This is a genomic window from Arthrobacter sp. Y3222053 (assembly GCF_059092805.1).
Map to the genome: position 1 here is coordinate 84,204 of NZ_JBNHIA010000006.1, position 16,624 is coordinate 100,827.

The following is a 16,624-nucleotide window of genomic DNA, read 5'->3' on the forward strand; positions in this document are numbered from 1 at the left end:
GGCCACGGCCCCGGCACAGCTGCCCGGGTCGTGGCCTGAGTGCGTCCAGCGCCCCCGCGTGCCCCCTGTCCGCGGGGGCTGCGCACCGGCAACACCCCGCAATCCTGAAAGGTGCCCTCCGACGAGTGAGCTCTGAAACCCTCTTCGGCTCCGGCCCGACCCTGCCGCCCGCCTATCCCGAACGTGCCGCCTGGGGCACCGCGCCCAAGCTCCGCCAGTGGCAGGCGGAAGCCCTGGAAAAGTACTTCGCCAAGAACGCCGGCGACTTCCTCGCCGTCGCGACCCCCGGCGCCGGCAAGACCACCTTCGCGCTGCGCGTGGCCACGGAACTCGTGGACCGCGGCATCGTGAACCGGATCACCGTCGTCGCGCCCACCGACCACCTCAAGCGCCAGTGGGCCGACGCCGCGGCCCGGGTGGGGCTGGCGCTGGATCCGAACTTCAAGAACTCCGACGGCCGGCACGGCGCCGGCTTCATCGGCGTGGCCGTCACCTACGCGCAGGTGGCCTCCAAGCCGATGCTGCACCGGGCCAAGACCGAGGCGGCGCGGACCCTGGTGATCCTGGACGAGATCCACCACGGCGGCGACGCGCTGAGCTGGGGCGACGGCATCCGCGAGGCCTTCGAACCGGCCACAAAGCGGCTGGCCCTGACCGGCACGCCGTTCCGCTCCGACACCGCCCCGATCCCGTTCGTGGACTATGTGGAGGACGGCGCCGGGATCCGCCGGTCCAAGGCGGACTACACCTACGGCTACGGCAGCGCCCTGCGCGACCACGTGGTCCGCCCGGTGATCTTCATGGCCTACTCCGGCCAGATGCGCTGGCGCACCAGCGCCGGCGAGGAAATGGCGGCCTCCCTCGGCGAAGCCGCAGTGACCAAGGACATCACCGCCCACGCCTGGCGGACCGCCCTGAACCCCCAGGGCGAGTGGATTCCCGCGGTGCTCGCTGCCGCGGACCGGCGGCTCACCGAGGTGCGCCGCACCGTGCCCGACGCCGGGGCGCTGGTGATTGCCACCGACCACGAGGACGCCCGCGCCTACGCCGGCCAGCTGAAGAAGATCACCGGGGAATCGCCCACGGTGATCCTGTCCGACGATGCGAAGGCCTCGGAAAAGATCGAGGAGTTCTCCGCCGGGACCACCCGCTGGATGGTGGCGGTGCGCATGGTGTCCGAAGGCGTGGACGTGCCGCGCCTGGCCGTGGGCGTCTACGCCACCTCGACGTCGACTCCGCTGTTCTTCGCCCAGGCCGTGGGCCGTTTCGTGCGTGCCCGCAAGCGCGGCGAGACGGCGTCGGTCTTCCTGCCGTCGGTGCCGGTGCTGATGGCGCTGGCGAACTCGATGGAACAGGAACGCGACCACGCCCTGGACCGGCCGGAAAGCGCGGAGGAGGACGGCTTCAGCCCCGAAGAGGCGCTGATGGAGGCCGCGAACCGCTCCGAGAAGGCCTCGGATGAGCTGACCCGGCAGAAGTTCGAGGCCCTGGAGTCCCAGGCTTCCTTCGACCGGGTGCTGTTCGACGGCAGCGAGTTCGGCACCGGCGGCGAAATGGGCAGCGAGGAGGAGGACGACTTCCTCGGCATTCCCGGCCTGCTGGACGCCGACCAGGTGGCCGTGCTGCTGCGCCAGCGCCAGCACGAGCAGCTGCGCCGGGGCAAGGGCCGCTCCGCCCCGGCTCCCGAGCCCGCCGCGCAGGTGGTGGACCACCGCCAGCTCACCGAGCTGCGCGCGCAGCTGAACAAGAACGTCGCCGCCTGGTCCGCCCGCTCCGGAATGCCGCACGGCGTCATCCACACCGAGCTGCGGCGCATCTGCGGCGGGCCCGCCGTCGCGCAGGCCAACGAGGAACAGCTGAACAAGCGGCTGAAAAAGCTGCAGGACTGGTTCATCGGACGCAAATAGCGTCCGCTGAACCAGCCCTGCGGGCTGCGGCCGGTCCTGCCTACAGGTCGGCCAGCTCGACGCCGGCGTCCTCCATCTCCGCGAAGGCCGCCAGGACGCCCTCGCGGCTGATGCCCCGGGTCAGGTCTTTGATCACGGTGGTCGTGTAGCCGGCCGCAACGGCGTCGAGCGCGGTGGCACGCACGCAGTAGTCGGCCGCGAGGCCCACGATGACGACCTCGTCGACGTCGTTCTCGCGCAGCCAGTCGTCCAGGCTCACCGCCTCGTCCGGCTCCTGCACGGCGTCCGGATCCCCGGTGGGCACTTCGTCGTCGGGCACCAGCAGCGCCTCGAAGCCCGAATAGGCCGCCTCGTACTGCCCCTTGCGGAAGAACGCGTCGATCAGTTCGGGATCCAGGTCCGGATGCAGCGCGGCGCCGGAGGAACCGGCCACGCAGTGCACCGGCCAGCTGTCCACGAAATCGGGGTTCTCGGAGAAGTGGCTGCCGGGATCGATGTGCCAGTCCTGGGTGGCGGCCACCAGGTCGTACCGGTCGGCGTTGGTCTCCAGGTAGTCCGTGATCTCGCCCGCGGTGTCGGCGCCGCCGGCCACCGCCAGCGAACCGCCCTCGCAGAAATCGTTCTGGACGTCTACCACGATCAGTGCACGCGCCATCGGCTACTCCTCGTACTCGGTGGGAATGACGGGTTCCCCGCGCTGCAGTCGGGACACAGCAGGGGGCAGTTCGGCCAGCGAGGCGGCATGCCGCTCGCCGGCCCGGGTGACGGCCTTGGGGCCGGTCCAGCCCGGCAGCACCTCGCCGTCGGCGACGAACTGGTGCAGCAGGGGGCGGTCGTTGCTGTCGGAACGCGGGGCGTGGCCCACACCGACCACCTCCGCGGTGGCGGTGCCGGCCTCGTCCAGGCGGCGCAGGGCATACTTGCGCCCGCCCAGGGAGGCCTTGCCCTTGGAGGCCTTGGCCACATCCACGAACCCGTCGGCTCCTTCGCGGCTGACCAGCTTGTACACCAGTCCGGCGGTGGGTGCGCCGGAGCCGGTGACGAGCGAGGTGCCGACGCCGTAGGCGTCCACCGGGGCGGAGGCCAGCGCGGCGATCGCGTACTCGTCCAGGTCCGAGGTGACCATGATGCGGGTGCCCGGGTTGCCCAGGTCGTCGAGCAGGGTCCGTACGGACCGGGCCAGCTCGACCAGGTCACCGGAGTCCAGCCGGACGCCCCCGAGTTCGGCCCCGGCCACCTCGACGGCGGTGCGGACGCCCTGCTCGACGTCGTAGGTGTCGACCAGCAGGGAGGTGCCCAGACCGAGCGCGGCGGTCTGCGCCTCGAAGGCCTGCTTTTCGGAGTCGTGCAGCAGGGTGAAGGAGTGGGCGGCGGTGCCCACCGTGCGCAGGTCGTAGCGCAGTCCTGCCTCCAGGTTGGAGGTGCTGTTGAAGCCGGCGATGACGGCGGCCCGGGCCGCGGCGACCGCGGCCTCCTCGTGCGTGCGGCGCGAGCCCATCTCGATGCAGGGCCGGCCCTGTGCGGCGAGGGTCATCCGGGAGGCCGCGGAGGCGACGGCGCTGTCATGGTTCAGGACCGAAAGCAGCATGGTCTCGAGGATGCAGGCCTCCGCGAAGCTGGACTCCACGATGAGGATCGGCGAATGCGGGAAGTAGGCCTCGCCCTCCGCGTAGCCGAAGATGTTGCCGCTGAAACGGAAGTCGGCCAGCCAGTTGAGGGTGCCCGCATCCACCACCCGGCTGGCTTCCAGGAAGGCCAGCTGCCGGTCCGAGAAGCGGAAGGTCGACAGCAGCTCCAGCAGGCGGCCGGTGCCGGCGACCACCCCGTAGCGGCGCCCGTCCGGCAGCCGCCGGGCGAAGACTTCGAAGACCGAGCGGCGCTCCGCGGTGCCCGCATGCAGGGCGGCCTGGAGCATGGTCAGCTCGTAGTGGTCGGTGTACAGGGCCGAATGGGGCGGCTGCCAGGTGCTGAGGCTGTTCACGGATACGACTTTAGCCCCCGAGGCGCCGTGCCGCTCCTGCTGTGACGACGGCTCCCTACAATGGAACGATGAGCATTGCCACCGAGCCCGGCACCCGCACCGGCGGACAGACGGAGCAGCAGGACCTGACGGTCTCCGACGTCCCGTGGGTGGTGATTGTCTGGAACGACCCGGTGAACCTGATGAGCTACGTCAGCTACGTCTTCCAGAGCCACTTCGGCTATTCGGCCGCGAAGGCGCACCGGCTGATGCTCGAGGTGCATGAGCAGGGCAGGTCGGTGGTGGCCTCGGGCAGCCGGGAGGAAGCCGAGCGGCATGTGCAGGCCCTGCACACGTACGGGCTCTGGGCGACGTTCCGCCGCGCCGACGAGTCCTGAGCCGGCTCCGGCTCCCGACGACCCCAACCACGAAGTACGGACGGACACCATGGCAACAGGTTTCAAACTGACCCGCCGGGGCATCGCGGCCTCGCTTGAGCAGGGGGAGCGGGACCTGCTGCGCAGCCTCTTCGCCGACGTCCTCGGCATGCTCGAGTCCGCCGCCCCGAAGGACGAGGATCCGCTGGCGGCCCTGGTGGGCATGGACTCCTCCGCCCGGGTCCCGGAGGACCCCGCCCTGCTGCGGCTGCTGCCTAACGCGGTGCGCGGCGACGACGGCGAGGCCCTGGAGTTCCGCCGGCTCACCGAGCGCTCGCTGCGGGAAAGCAAGGCCGGAGCGCTGCGCGGTGCCGCCCTGCTGCTGGAATCCTCGCCCGTCGTGCTGGACGACGAGCAGGCCCGCTGGTTCGCCCGCGCCTTGAACGACGTCCGGCTGGTGCTGGGCGAACGGCTCGGGCTGCGCACCGATGAGGACGCCGAACGCCTGCACGGGATCACCGATCCGGGCAAGGCCGAAAACGTCGAGGACTACTTGGCGCTGGTCTACAACTTCGTGACCTGGCTGCAGGAGACGCTCATGACAGCCATGCTCGGGCAGCTGCCCCGGCGCTAGTCGGAAACCCGGGCGCAGCGGGTTCCCGATCCGCGTGTTTTGTGACCAACGGCACGAACCCCCGGGTGGGCCGGATGGACCGCGAAGACTATTGTCGATACATCATGAGCTCGAACCCCGCCTTTTCCCTGCAGCAGACCCCGGACGCCCCGATCGGTATCTTCGATTCCGGTGTCGGCGGGCTCACCGTGGCGCGGTCGGTCATCGACCAGCTGCCCAAGGAATCCATCCTGTACGTGGGCGACACCGCCAACGGTCCCTACGGGCCGCTGCCCATCGCGCAGGTGCGGGCGAACGCGCTCGGGGTAATGGACGAGCTGGTGGATTCCGGCGTCAAGGCCCTGGTCATTGCCTGCAACTCGGCGTCGGCGGCGGTGCTCCGGGACGCCCGTGAACGCTACACACGGCGCTGGGGCATTCCGGTGATCGAAGTCATCCAGCCTGCGGTCCGCCGCGCCGTCGCCGCCACCCGCACCGGACGGATCGGCGTGATCGGCACGGCGGCGACGATCGGCTCCCGGGCCTATGACGACACCTTCGCCGCCGCCCCCCACCTGGAGGTGTCCTCGGTGGCCTGCCCCGCCTTCGTGGACTACGTGGAGGCCGGCATCACCTCCGGCGCCGAACTGCTCGCCACCGCGGAGGAGTACCTCGCGCCGCTGAAGGAACGCCGGGTCGACACGCTGGTCCTGGGCTGCACCCATTACCCGCTGCTCACCGGCGTCATCTCCTACGTCATGGGCGAAGAGGTCACCCTCGTCTCCAGTGCCGAGGAGACGGCGAAGGACGTCTACCGCGCCCTGGTCTCGCACGGCCTGCAGCGCGACGCCGACGCCGTGCCCGAGCACCACTTCCTGGCCACCGGCGACGCGGCCTCCTTCGAGCGCCTCGCCCGCCGCTTCCTAGGCCCCGAGGTAACCGCCGTCGAGCAGGTCGACAGCGTCTCGGCCCACTATCCCACCGGCAGCATGGCCCGGATCACCCCCGAGCTGGCCGCGGCGGCCCGCGCCGAGACCCGGCTGCGGGCGGCGTCGGGACACGGTGCCGCATGAAGCTGACCATTGTGGGCTGCAGCGGCTCCTTCCCGGGCCCGGCCTCACCGGCCTCCTGCTACCTGGTGACCGCGAACGACGGCGAACGGGACTGGCGGATCCTGCTGGACCTGGGCAACGGGTCCCTGGGTGCCCTGCAGCGCTACATGGACCTGCGCGACATTGACGCCGTGCTGCTCAGCCACCTGCACCCGGATCACTGCATGGACCTGTGCGGGTTGCACGTGGCCGTGCACTGGGACCCGGCCGGCTGGAACCGGGACCGGATCACGGTCTGGGGACCGGCGGACACCGCCGACCGGATGGCGACCGCGTACGGGCTGGAGCTGGATCCGGGCATGCATGAGGACTTCGAGTTCAACGCCTGGACCGCCGGCCGGCCGGTGACCATCGGGCCGTTCACGGTCACTCCGCATCCGGTGCGCCATCCGGCCGACGAAGCGTACGCGCTGCGCGTCGAGGCCCGCAGCGTGGCGGCCGACGGCAGCGCCACGCTGCGCACGCTCGCCTACTCCGGCGATACCGACTCCTGCCAGGGGCTGATCGACTCGGCCCGCGACGCCGACGTCTTCCTCTGCGAGGCGGCCTTCCATGAAGGCCGCGACGACGCCATTGACGGGGTGCACCTGACGGGCCTGCGCGCCGGCGAGGCAGCGGCCGAAGCCGGAGCGCGCCGGCTGCTGCTGACCCACCTGCCCGTCTGGAACGACGCGAACCGGAGCGTCCAGGAGGCCCGCCGGGCCTACGACGGGGACCTCGCGGTCGCCGTGGCCGGGGTGTCCTATGAGGTCGGCAGTGCGTTCACGGCGCCCCTGGCCGCGGCGCCGGGCCCGGCCGCGCCGGCGGCGGGCCGATAGACTGGCTCAATGACTTCAGCTTCCGCCGGTTCCTCCCAGCCCTCCAGCTCCGTCCAGGCGGGCGGCGCCGTCCGCCGCGCCGACGGGCGCACTCCCGACCAGCTGCGCGACATCAGCATCACCCGCGGCTGGTCCAGCCAGGCTGAAGGTTCCGCGCTGATCGAATTCGGCGGCACCCGGGTGCTCTGCACCGCCTCGCTGACCGCCGGCGTGCCGCGCTGGCTGAAGGGCGAGGGCAAGGGCTGGGTCACCGCCGAATACGCCATGCTGCCGCGGGCCACCAACACCCGCAACGACCGCGAGTCGGTCAAGGGGAAGCTGGGCGGGCGCACCCATGAGATTTCGCGGCTGATCGGCCGGTCGCTGCGCTCGATCATCGACACCAAGGCCCTCGGCGAGAACACCATCGTGCTGGACTGCGACGTCCTGCAGGCCGACGGCGGCACCCGCACCGCAGCGATCACCGGCGCCTACGTGGCCCTGGCGGACGCGGTGGCCTGGGCCAAGGCCAACAAGCTGATCAATGCCAAGGCCGAACCGCTGCTGGACTCGGTGGCGGCGGTCAGCGTCGGCATCATTGACGGGGTGCCCATGCTGGACCTGCCCTACGTTGAGGACGTACGGGCCGAGACGGACATGAACGTCGTCGTCACCGGCTCGGGGAAGTTCGTCGAGGTCCAGGGCACCGCGGAAGGAGCCCCCTTCGACCGGGCCGAACTGGATGCGCTGCTCGACCTGGCCCTGCTCGGCACCGCCGAGCTGGCCGACATCCAGCGCCGCACCCTGGGCCTGGCGTGAGCGCGGCGCCCCGGCTGGTGCTGGCCACCCGCAACGCCGGCAAGCTGCGCGAACTGCGCGAACTGCTCCGCGGGCAGGTGCCCGGGCTCGACGTCGACACCCAGGTGGTCGATGCCGAAGCCGTGGGCGCACCCGACGTGGCTGAAACGGGCACCACCTTCGAAGCGAATGCCCTGCTGAAGGCCCGCGCCGTGGCGGAGGCGACCGGACTGCCGGCGGTCGCCGACGACTCCGGGCTCGCCGTCGACGTCCTGGGCGGTGCGCCGGGCATCTTCTCCGCCCGCTGGGCGGGCCGGCACGGCGACGACGCGGCCAACCTGCAGCTGCTGCTCGCACAGCTGGCCGACATCGCCCCTGAACACCGCTCGGCGGCCTTCGTGTGCGCCGCAGCCCTGGCGCTGCCCGGGGGAGCGGGGGAGCAGGTGGAGCGCGGCGAACTGCGCGGCACTCTGCTGCAGGCTCCGCGCGGCACCGGCGGCTTCGGTTACGATCCGATCCTCGCGCCGGAAGGATCCCAGCGCAGCACCGCCGAGCTGACGCCCGCCGAGAAGAACGCGATCAGCCACCGCGGGCAGGCCTTCCGGGCGCTGCTGCCCGCCCTGGTCCGGGCCCTCGCCGGGGCTCCGGTTCCGCCCCCCGCTGCCCCGTAGGGCAGAATGGGAGGCGCTATGACTATCCTGATTCCCGCCGCCGCCGAGGCCGCCGCCACCGACGGATCCCTGATCGAACGCTTTGCCGACTGGTCCGTCGAGCTCATGGAGACCATCGGTGCTCCGGGAGCCGGGCTGGCCATCGCCCTGGAAAACCTGTTCCCGCCGCTGCCCAGCGAGGTGATCCTGCCGCTGGCCGGATTCGCCGCCAGCCAGGGCAACTTCTCCATCATCGCCGCCCTGATCTGGACCACGCTGGGCTCCGTCGTCGGCGCCCTGGCGCTCTACGGGATCGGCGCCTGGCTGGGGCGGGACCGCATGCGCGCCGTTGTGGACAAGATGCCGCTGGTGGACCTGGAGGACGTGGACAAGGTCGAGGCCTGGTTCGCCCGCCACGGCTACAAAGCGGTGTTCTTCGGACGGATGATCCCCATCTTCCGCAGCCTCATCTCCATCCCCGCGGGCATCGAGCGCATGCCGGTGGGCATGTTCCTGCTGCTGACCACCGCCGGCTCACTGATCTGGAACACCATCTTCGTCTGCGCGGGGTTCCTGCTGGGCGAAAACTGGCACGTGGTGGAGCAGTACGCCGACGTCTTCCAGAAGATCGTCATCGCCGCCGTGGTGATCGGGGCCGCGTGGTGGCTGGTGTCCAAGATCCGCACCAACCGCCGCCGCCGGGCCGCGGAGCGGGGCGACGCCTGAGTGCAGGACCTCGCCTTCACCGCAATTGACTTCGAAACAGCCAACGGATTCCGCGGCTCTCCCTGCGCCGTCGGCCTGACCAAGGTCCGCGGCGGCCGGGTGGTCGAGGAGGCCGCCTGGCTGATGCGCCCGCCCGCCGGACACGACCACTTTGACTTCCGCAACGTGCGGATCCACGGCATTGAGGCGGAAACGGTGGCCTCCGCGCCCCGGTTCGGCGAACTGTTCGCCGAAATCGGAGCGTTCATCGGCGAGGACATCCTGGTCGCGCACAACGCCGCCTTCGACCTGGGCGTCATCCGCTCGGCCCTGGAGGTCTCCGACCTGCCCGGGCCGGCCTACGACTACACCTGCACGGTGCAGCACTCCCGCCGGACCTACACGCTGGCGTCGCATTCGCTGCCGTTCGCGGCGGAAGCCGCCGGAGTGCCGCTGGTGAACCACCACGACGCCGCCGAAGACGCCCGCGCCTGCGCCGGAATCATGATCGACGTCGTCCGCCGCGCCGGCTGCGCCTCGCTGGCGGAGTACTTCGCGGCCGCCAATCTGCGCCCCTCGCATATGCCGGCCTACCGGCCCGGCATCGATGAGATGTCCCGGCCCACCAGGGACATCCTGGCCCGGGGCACCATGCCGCCGGCTCCGCGCTGGCCCAAGGAGGGGGAGAACACGGCGCCGAATCCCGACGCCGACCCGGGCCACCCGCTGTACGGCCGCTCGATCGTGTTCACCGGTGAGCTGGCGATGCCCCGGCAGACCGCCAAGGACCTGGCTGCCGGCGTGGGTGCCCGTCCGGCCAGCACGGTCACCCGCAGCACCGGGGTGCTCGTGGTGGGAGACGGATTCGACGCCGCCGAACTGCGCAGCGGCCGGCTGACCGGCAAGGCGCGGCGGGCGCTGGACCTGATGGAACAGGGGCGCGAGATCCTAGTGCTCTCCGAGGTGCAGTTCCTGCAGATGCTCGAGGCCAGGCTTCCCGCCTAGCCCTCGGCTGCGCTCCCGGTGACCCGGATGAGGTCCGCCGCCACGAGCTCCAGCGCCGCCGCCGCCGGTTCCGCCGCGGAGAGCGACGGCACCGCGTTGTCACCGAGCCAGGTGCCGACCAGCGCGCCGGCCGCTGCGCCGGCCACGGGTCCGCCGGCGGCCGCCGCCGCCTGGACGGCGCTCCGGTAGCCGGTCGGGTCGGCAGGCCGGACAGCCGATGATGGGCCGACCGGCTGGTTCTTCTCCGGCCCGTCTGGCTGCTCCTCGTCCGCCGGTTGGTCGTCCGGCAGCTGCGCGCCCGCGGCAACGGCCAGCACGGCCTGGACGGCCGCGGCCAGCACCACGTCCGCCCGCCGTCCGCTGCCGCCGCCGTCGCCGGCCGGGCCAGCTGCAGGCAGCCGCCCCGCCGCACCCTCCGCCTGCGCGGCGGCCAGGGCCCGGGCCAGTTCGGGCACGGGCTCGGAGCCGGCGAGGGCGGCTGCCTCCGATACAGCCGCCTGCGGCGGCCGGCCCTCCGCCAGGGCGTGGACGACGGCGGCCAGCGCCGCTGCGGCATGCCAGGCCAGCGGATGGCCGTGCGTCAGTGCGGCGCCGTTCAGGGCGATCCGGGCCGCGGCCTCCACCGGAAGATACGGAATCAGTCCGGCGGGCACCGAACGCAGCAGCACGCCGTCGTCGTCGGCCCCCGGGTTGACCGGACGCCCGATGGATCCCATGTCCGGCAGGGTGAGCGCCCGCCCGGCGGGAGCATCGGGCCGGGCGGACACACCGGCGCCGGCCAGCAGCCGGTCCAGCGGGCGCGCCGGGGCAGCCGGGGCGCCGTCGTCCACGGGCAGGCCGCGCACCCGGGCCCAGCGCAGGTAGGCCAGCCAGAGGCAGGCCGTTTCATCGGCGCTCACGCCGTCGTTGGCCCACTGCAGCGCCTCAACGAGCCCGTCCACCGTGTAGAGGGCCAGCTCGGCCTCATCGGTTGGACGTCCCGTCCCGCCGGGGAGTGGCTGCAGCAGGCTGTCGGCGGCCAGCAGGCCGGCGAGGCAGCCCCGGATGCGTCCGGCTGCGGAGGGAACGGCGGATTCAGGCTCTGGGTGCGGAAGGGAAGTCACGGCTACCAGCTTAGGCGGCTTCCGCCGGCGGCCCTGCGGTCCTCCTGCCGGCGCTCAGGGTTTTTCCATGCTGTGCACAGACGCCCCGGGCAGGCTGGGGTAGTTTGTAGCCGGGGCCACACCGGCCCTGCGAAGCATCCCGCGGGCTTCCGCCCGCCCAAGGACAGGACGCGATTTCTCCCATGACTGCTCCCAATACTTCCGGCGCGAGCGCGGCCGGGACCGCACACCCCGAACCCTCCGAGCGCGGCGCCGGGCGCCGCTACGGTCTGGTGGGCCGGTCCGTGGCGGAAGCCGCAGGCACCGCGCTGCTGATCTTCGCAGGCTTCGGACTGACGATCTTCAGCACGCAGGGGGGAGTGCCGGCGCCGTTCGGCTTCGGCCTGGGCCTTGCCGCTGCCATGGTCGCGTTCGGCTATGTCTCCGGCGGCCACTTCAACCCCGCCATTACCGTGGGCTCCGCCGTCGCGGGCCGCACGCCCTGGATCGCGGTCGGGCCCTACGTCGTCGCGCAGCTGATCGGCGCCGTCTTTGGCGTCTTCGTGCTCTGGACCGCCCTCAGCGGATACCCGCAGGTGACCTCCGTCAGCCAGATCTTTGCCCAGTCCGTCAACAGCTTCGGCGAGGACAGTGCCCTCGGCTTCCCGCTGGCGGGCGCGCTGCTGCTCGAGGTGATCGCCGCCGCGCTGCTGACCGCTGTGTTCCTGGGCGCCACGGCCGGTTCCGGCCTGCGTTCCGGTGCCGCGCCCTTTGCCGTGGGCCTGGCCTACGCGGTGCTGCTGGCCGTCCTGGGGCCGGTGACCGGCGGCGGGCTGAACCCGGCGCGGTCCACCGCCCCGGTGCTGTTTGCCGACTTTTCCGGCGGCGGGCAGCTGTGGCTGTTCTGGGTTGCTCCGCTGGTGGGCGCGGTCATCACCGGCCTGATCTACCGCAGCATCGACCTGGTCCCGGGCCCCGCGGAGCGCATTGACGATGGGTCCTCCGTCGCCGGGCCCGCGGCGGAGGGGGAGCGGACGGAGGTCCGCACGCAGCCCCGGACCGGCGCTGCCGCCGGGACCGCCGGGACCACCGGGACTGACGCCGGTCCGGCTGCCGCGGAGGAAACCGGCAGGCCCGACGACACGGCCGGCGACGCGGCGCGCAGCTTCGACACGCCCGGAGACGACGGCGATGAGGGCCGGCGCGGCCGCAGCTAGGACCGCAGCCGGTAGGCCGCCCCCTCCCGGTTCCGGAATCCGGAACTGTCGGAGGTGGCGGGTAGGTTGAAGGTATGCGGATTCTCCACACCTCCGACTGGCACCTCGGCCGTTCCTTCCACGGCGTCGGCATGCTCGAGGCTCAGCGGGACTTCCTGGCCAGGCTGGTCGAGACGGTCACGGAACACAGCGTTGACGCGGTCCTGGTGGCCGGAGACGTGTACGACCGTGCCCTGCCGGGCGTTGACGTGGTCCGGCTGCTTGACGAGGCCCTCGCGGCGGTCACCGGCGCCGGCGCCCAGGTGATCATCACCTCCGGCAACCACGACTCCGCCGCGCGGCTGGGCTTCGGCGGGCGGGTCCTGGAACGCGGCGGGGTGCACCTGCGCACCCGCCCCGCCGACCTGGACCGGCCGGTGCTGCTCTGCGGCCCCGCGGAACAGGGCGGTGGCCGGGGCACCGAACCGGTCGCCGTCTACGGGATCCCTTATCTGGAGCCGCGGCTGGCTGCCGCTGAACTGGGGGTGGACCGCCCCTCGCATGAGGCCGTCCTGGCCGAGGCTGTGCGGCGGATCCGCGCGGACGTCTCCCGCCGGGCCGCCGACGGTGCTCCGGTGCGGCCCGTAGTGATGGCCCACGCCTTCGCCAGCGGAGGCCTCAGCTCCGACAGCGAGCGGGACCTTGCCGTGGGAGGGGTGGGCGCCGTCCCGCTGGACCTGTTCGACGGCTTCGCCTACACGGCCCTGGGCCACCTGCACGGCCGGCAGGTCCTCGCCCCGGGCACCCGTTACAGCGGATCCCCGCTCGCCTATTCATTCTCCGAGGCGGGGCAGGACAAGGGCGCCTGGCTGCTGGACTTCGGGGAGGGCTTCTCGCCCGCGGTGGAGCAGGTGTCCTGGCCACAGCCCAGGCGCCTGGCCGTGCTCCGCGGGGAGCTGGAGCAGCTGCTGGCGGATCCCGGGCTGGCCTGGGCCGAGCAGGCCTGGTGCCAGATCACGCTGACCGACCGCGAGCGGCCCGCCCGCGCCATGGACCGGCTCCGGCAGCGCTTCGCCGACACCCTGGTGCTGACCTTCGATCCGCCGCCCGGTGCCGACGGTCCCGTCCAGACCTACAGCCAGCGGATGGCCCGCGCCGCCGACGATCTCGATATCTGCTGCGGGTTCCTCGAACACGTGCGGTCCCGCGCAGCGGACGACGCCGAGCGCTCGCTGATCGCCGAAGTCCTGACTGCCGTCCAGGCCGAGGAGGCGACGGCATGAGGATCCATCGGCTCGAAATCCAGGCCTTCGGGCCATTCGCCGAACGGCAGGTCATCGACTTTGACGACGTCGGGGCGCAGGGGCTGTTCCTGCTTAACGGCCCCACCGGTGCAGGCAAGACCAGCGTGCTTGATGCGATCTGCTTCGCCCTGTACGGGGGCGTTCCCGGGGCGCGGCAGCAGGCGAAAAGGCTGCGCAGCGACCACGCTGAACCGGCTGCCGTTCCCGAGGTCGTCCTGGAGTTCTCCTCCGGCTGCCGCCGGCTGGAGGTGACCCGGTCACCGCAGTGGGAACGGCCGGCCAAGCGCGCCGGAGGGCGGGCGACGGTCACGGAACAGGCGCGGACCCTGCTGCGTGAACTGGTCAGCGGGCAGTGGGTGGAGAAGTCCGCCCGCAACGACGAAGCGTCCGCGGAAATTCAGGCGCTGCTCGGCATGAACAAGGAACAGTTCACCCGGGTGGTGATGCTGCCGCAGGGCGACTTCGCCGCTTTCCTGCGCGCCGACGCCACCGAACGTGCGGTCCTGCTGCAGAAGCTCTTCGGCACCGACCGGTTTGAGCGCGTGGAGGAGCAGCTGCGACTGGAGGCGGCCGCGGCCGAAGCGACGCTCGCAGCGGAGCAGCGGGAACTGGACCACGTCCTGCGGCGCGCCGACGACGAAATGCTCCGCCACCGCGAGGACCTGTCGGTGACGGAAGCCGGAACGCAGGCCGGCAGCGCCCCCGGGGAACCCGCCGAGGCGGACGGGCCCGGAGAGGACACGGCGGCGGCCCCGGACGAGGCGGCAGATCCGGTCCAGCGCATCGCAGCAGCCGAGGACCGGCTGAGGACGCGGCTCAAGCAGGCCGAAGAGGACCTCGTCGGCGGGGAAGCGGCGGTGGCCGAAGCCGAACAGGCCTGCACCACGCTGCACGCGCGGCGGGAACGCGGACTGGACCGCAGCCGGCTGGCCCGGGACAAGGAGCGCCATCGGCAGGAGGAGGCGTCGCTGGAGCCGGTTCGGGCACAGCTGCAGGCCCACCGGCACGCGTGTGCCGTGGCGGGCGTGCTCGACGCGTGGCAGGCCGCGGCGGATGCGGCCGCGCAGGCCGAAGACGCTGCGGCGGATGCGGTCGATGCCCTGGCCCGCCGCCTGCAGGAGCCGCCCCTGGCCTACGGCGCCCTGCCGGCTGAGCGCGACGCGCTGGCGGAGCCGCTGACCGGGCTTGATTACACCCTGGCCGAGGACCTCGCCGCGGCCAGGGCCGGGCTGGCGGAGGAGGAGCGGGCCGCGCAGCTGGCGGCGGAGGCAACGCTTGCCGCCGACCAGGCCGCACAACATTCCCGCGGTGCCGAAGCGGCCGCCGCCGAACGGCTCCGGCTGCGCGCTGAGCTCGACGCCGTGGAATCGGACCTGGAGCGGCTCAAGGACGCCGGGGCGGTGCTGCAGGGCCTGCGACGGGACCTCGCCGAGGCCGAGGCGACCGCACGGGCCGTGACCGCCTTCCGGAAGGTCGCAGCTGCCGCGGCGTCCGCGGCAGCCGGTGCCGCTGACCTGCGCGGCCGCTACCAGGACCTGCGCGGGCAATGGCAGGACGCCGTCGCCCGCCGCCTGGAACAGGCCGCTGCCGACCTTGCGGCCGGGCTCGTTCCCGGCAGCTCCTGCCCGGTGTGCGGAGCCGTGGAGCATCCGGCGCCCGCACCTCCGCCGGCTGACGGCGAAGCCGTTGATCGGGAGGCCGAGGAGCAGCTGCGCGAGAAGGTCGCGGCAGCCGAAGAGGACTGGGAGGCGGCGCGGCGCGAGGCCGAGGCGCTGGCCCTGCAGCAGGAGGGCCTGCGCGCGCAGGGCGGCGACGGTGACGCCTCGGACGCTGCCGGGCGGGTTCAGGCGCTGCAGCAGGCAATACAGGAGGCCGTCCGCGAGGCGGAAGCCCTCGCCGCCGGCGAACAGCGCCGGGAACAGCTCCAGGCCCGGCAGCAGGGCCAGGCCGAGGCCGAGCAGGAAGCCCGCGTGGCGGAGGCCGCGGCCCGGACCCGTGCGGCGGAAGCACAGCAGCGCGCCGCCGAACTGGCGGCCAGGACCGGAGAGCTGCGCGGCGGGTTCGACACCCTGGCCGGGCGCGTCGCGGTCCTCACCGAACTGCGCCGCCTGGTTGAAGCGGCGCGCACGGCGCTGGGCCGGGCCGAAGCACGCGCAGCCCGAAGCCTTGAGGCGGAGGCCGCCCTGGCCGCGGCCCTGGCCGGCACCGAGTTCGCCGACGCCGGCGGGGTCCGCGGGGCGCTGCTGGACGAGCCCCTGGCGCGGCACCTGCAGGAGCGCGTCGAGGAGCACGAGGAGCAGGGCCGGCGGCTTGCCCTGCGGGAAGAGGCCCTGGGCGGGCAGGACGACGACGGCGGCCGGCCGCTGCCCACGGAGGACGAGATCGCCGCCGCCGAGGCCGGTCTGGAATCCCTGCGGCTGCGGCGCCGCGCAGCCGACCTGCTGGTGCAGCGGCTGCGGGACTCAGCCGATGTCCTCGCCGGGTACGCGGTCCAGGCGCGCGCGGTGAGCGCGCGGGTGGAACCGCTGGCGGCCCGCTGCGAGCTGCTGCGCGGGGTGGCCGACGCCGCCCGCGGGGCGGGGGAGAACCGCTACCGGATGGCCCTGAGCACCTACGTCCTGGCCGCGCGGCTCGAGCAGGTGGCGGCCGCCGCCACGGAACGGCTCGCGGCGATGACCGGGGGCCGCTATGCCCTGGTGCACAGCGACGCCCGTTCGGGGAACCGCAGGGCCGGGCTCGGGCTGCACGTGATTGACGGATGGACCGGCCAGAGACGTGATACCGGCACCCTCTCCGGCGGCGAGGGATTCATGGCGTCGTTGTCACTGGCCCTGGGCCTCGCCGACGTGGTGCAGCAGGAAGCCGGAGGCGTCAGCATCGAGACCCTCTTCGTCGACGAGGGGTTCGGCAGCCTCGACGACCAGTCACTGGAACAGGTGATGGACGCGCTGGAAGGCCTGCGCGACGGCGGCCGGGTGGTCGGGCTGGTCAGCCACGTGGCCGAAATGAAACAGCGGGTCACCTCCCAGCTGCAGATCGTCAAGGGGCGTCGCGGCTCGCACATCGTCACCCGGCTGACCGGCGGCGACATCGGGTAGAATGGCGGGGAAAGCCGGGT

The 16,624-nt window shown here is 72.4% G+C and carries 15 protein-coding genes; 12 read left to right on the forward strand and 3 right to left on the reverse strand.

Annotation, left to right across the window (positions count from 1 at the left end):
• The first annotated feature begins 125 nt into the window (after positions 1-125).
• Positions 126-1,907 carry a DEAD/DEAH box helicase gene (locus AC5RUW_RS14680; protein WP_494161360.1) on the forward strand — a complete coding sequence of 594 codons (1,782 nt, stop codon included), beginning with the start codon at positions 126-128 and terminating at the stop codon, positions 1,905-1,907.
• A 40-nt stretch (positions 1,908-1,947) separates the two neighbouring features.
• Here the strand turns inward: AC5RUW_RS14680 and AC5RUW_RS14685 are convergent, their stop codons facing one another.
• Positions 1,948-2,562: a nicotinamidase gene (locus tag AC5RUW_RS14685; protein ID WP_494161361.1), complete on the reverse strand. Its 615-nt coding sequence runs from the start codon at positions 2,560-2,562 to the stop codon at positions 1,948-1,950.
• A 3-nt stretch (positions 2,563-2,565) separates the two neighbouring features.
• Positions 2,566-3,888, reverse strand: a complete 1,323-nt coding sequence (locus tag AC5RUW_RS14690) for a nicotinate phosphoribosyltransferase (protein ID WP_494161362.1) — start codon at positions 3,886-3,888, stop codon at positions 2,566-2,568.
• 68 nt (positions 3,889-3,956) lie between these two features.
• Here AC5RUW_RS14690 and clpS point away from each other — a divergent pair, with 68 nt between their 5' ends.
• The 8 genes from clpS to AC5RUW_RS14730 all read left to right on the forward strand — a co-directional run bounded on the left by clpS (position 3,957) and on the right by AC5RUW_RS14730 (position 9,924).
• Entirely contained in the window at positions 3,957-4,265 is a 309-nt protein-coding gene (gene clpS / locus AC5RUW_RS14695) for an ATP-dependent Clp protease adapter ClpS (protein ID WP_494161363.1), read from the forward strand.
• Positions 4,266-4,314: 49 nt separating this feature from the next.
• The gene (locus AC5RUW_RS14700; protein WP_494161364.1) at positions 4,315-4,878 is read left to right on the forward strand and encodes a DUF2017 domain-containing protein; all 564 of its coding nucleotides are present in this window, start codon (positions 4,315-4,317) and stop codon (positions 4,876-4,878) included.
• Between the two features lie 104 nt (positions 4,879-4,982).
• A complete protein-coding gene (murI, locus tag AC5RUW_RS14705; RefSeq protein WP_494161365.1) occupies positions 4,983-5,930 on the forward strand; it encodes a glutamate racemase in 948 nt (315 codons plus the stop codon).
• On the forward strand, positions 5,927-6,787 hold the full coding sequence (locus AC5RUW_RS14710) for an MBL fold metallo-hydrolase (RefSeq protein ID WP_494161366.1): 861 nt from the start codon (positions 5,927-5,929) through the stop codon (positions 6,785-6,787). The genes murI and AC5RUW_RS14710 overlap by 4 nt, the downstream gene beginning before the upstream one ends.
• A 9-nt stretch (positions 6,788-6,796) precedes the next feature.
• A complete protein-coding gene (rph, locus tag AC5RUW_RS14715; RefSeq protein WP_494161367.1) occupies positions 6,797-7,585 on the forward strand; it encodes a ribonuclease PH in 789 nt (262 codons plus the stop codon).
• Positions 7,582-8,235 carry an RdgB/HAM1 family non-canonical purine NTP pyrophosphatase gene (gene rdgB / locus AC5RUW_RS14720; protein WP_494161368.1) on the forward strand — a complete coding sequence of 218 codons (654 nt, stop codon included), beginning with the start codon at positions 7,582-7,584 and terminating at the stop codon, positions 8,233-8,235. Before rph ends, rdgB begins: the two co-directional genes overlap by 4 nt.
• Positions 8,236-8,253: 18 nt before the next feature.
• Positions 8,254-8,940: a DedA family protein gene (locus tag AC5RUW_RS14725; RefSeq protein WP_494161369.1), complete on the forward strand. Its 687-nt coding sequence runs from the start codon at positions 8,254-8,256 to the stop codon at positions 8,938-8,940.
• Positions 8,941-9,924 (forward strand): exonuclease domain-containing protein, encoded by a 984-nt coding sequence (locus AC5RUW_RS14730; RefSeq protein WP_494161370.1) that lies wholly within the window; start codon positions 8,941-8,943, stop codon positions 9,922-9,924.
• Here AC5RUW_RS14730 and AC5RUW_RS14735 read toward each other — a convergent pair.
• The gene (locus AC5RUW_RS14735) at positions 9,921-11,027 is read right to left on the reverse strand and encodes an ADP-ribosylglycohydrolase family protein (protein WP_494161371.1); all 1,107 of its coding nucleotides are present in this window, start codon (positions 11,025-11,027) and stop codon (positions 9,921-9,923) included. The two genes, AC5RUW_RS14730 and AC5RUW_RS14735, sit on opposite strands and share 4 nt — an antisense overlap.
• A gap of 182 nt (positions 11,028-11,209) precedes the next feature.
• Between AC5RUW_RS14735 and AC5RUW_RS14740 the strand changes: the two genes are divergently transcribed.
• The 3 genes from AC5RUW_RS14740 (at position 11,210) to AC5RUW_RS14750 (ending at position 16,604) form a co-directional block, all read left to right on the forward strand.
• On the forward strand, positions 11,210-12,223 hold the full coding sequence (locus AC5RUW_RS14740; RefSeq protein ID WP_494161372.1) for an MIP/aquaporin family protein: 1,014 nt from the start codon (positions 11,210-11,212) through the stop codon (positions 12,221-12,223).
• Between the two features lie 74 nt (positions 12,224-12,297).
• Entirely contained in the window at positions 12,298-13,485 is a 1,188-nt protein-coding gene (locus AC5RUW_RS14745; RefSeq protein ID WP_494161373.1) for an exonuclease SbcCD subunit D, read from the forward strand.
• Positions 13,482-16,604 carry an AAA family ATPase gene (locus AC5RUW_RS14750; protein ID WP_494161374.1) on the forward strand — a complete coding sequence of 1,041 codons (3,123 nt, stop codon included), beginning with the start codon at positions 13,482-13,484 and terminating at the stop codon, positions 16,602-16,604. Before AC5RUW_RS14745 ends, AC5RUW_RS14750 begins: the two co-directional genes overlap by 4 nt.
• The last annotated feature ends 20 nt before the right edge of the window (positions 16,605-16,624 follow it).

What these genes read in the sequence shown, in the direction of transcription:
- AC5RUW_RS14685 (WP_494161361.1), bottom strand. Translation starts at nt 2,562, where the DNA reads ATGGCGCGTGCACTGATCGTGGTAGACGTCCAGAACGATTTCTGCGAG.
- clpS (WP_494161363.1), top strand. Translation starts at nt 3,957, where the DNA reads ATGAGCATTGCCACCGAGCCCGGCACCCGCACCGGCGGACAGACGGAG.
- AC5RUW_RS14700 (WP_494161364.1), top strand. Translation starts at nt 4,315, where the DNA reads ATGGCAACAGGTTTCAAACTGACCCGCCGGGGCATCGCGGCCTCGCTT.
- murI (WP_494161365.1), top strand. Translation starts at nt 4,983, where the DNA reads ATGAGCTCGAACCCCGCCTTTTCCCTGCAGCAGACCCCGGACGCCCCG.
- AC5RUW_RS14710 (WP_494161366.1), top strand. Translation starts at nt 5,927, where the DNA reads ATGAAGCTGACCATTGTGGGCTGCAGCGGCTCCTTCCCGGGCCCGGCC.
- rph (WP_494161367.1), top strand. Translation starts at nt 6,797, where the DNA reads ATGACTTCAGCTTCCGCCGGTTCCTCCCAGCCCTCCAGCTCCGTCCAG.
- AC5RUW_RS14725 (WP_494161369.1), top strand. Translation starts at nt 8,254, where the DNA reads ATGACTATCCTGATTCCCGCCGCCGCCGAGGCCGCCGCCACCGACGGA.
- AC5RUW_RS14740 (WP_494161372.1), top strand. Translation starts at nt 11,210, where the DNA reads ATGACTGCTCCCAATACTTCCGGCGCGAGCGCGGCCGGGACCGCACAC.
- AC5RUW_RS14745 (WP_494161373.1), top strand. Translation starts at nt 12,298, where the DNA reads ATGCGGATTCTCCACACCTCCGACTGGCACCTCGGCCGTTCCTTCCAC.
- AC5RUW_RS14750 (WP_494161374.1), top strand. Translation starts at nt 13,482, where the DNA reads ATGAGGATCCATCGGCTCGAAATCCAGGCCTTCGGGCCATTCGCCGAA.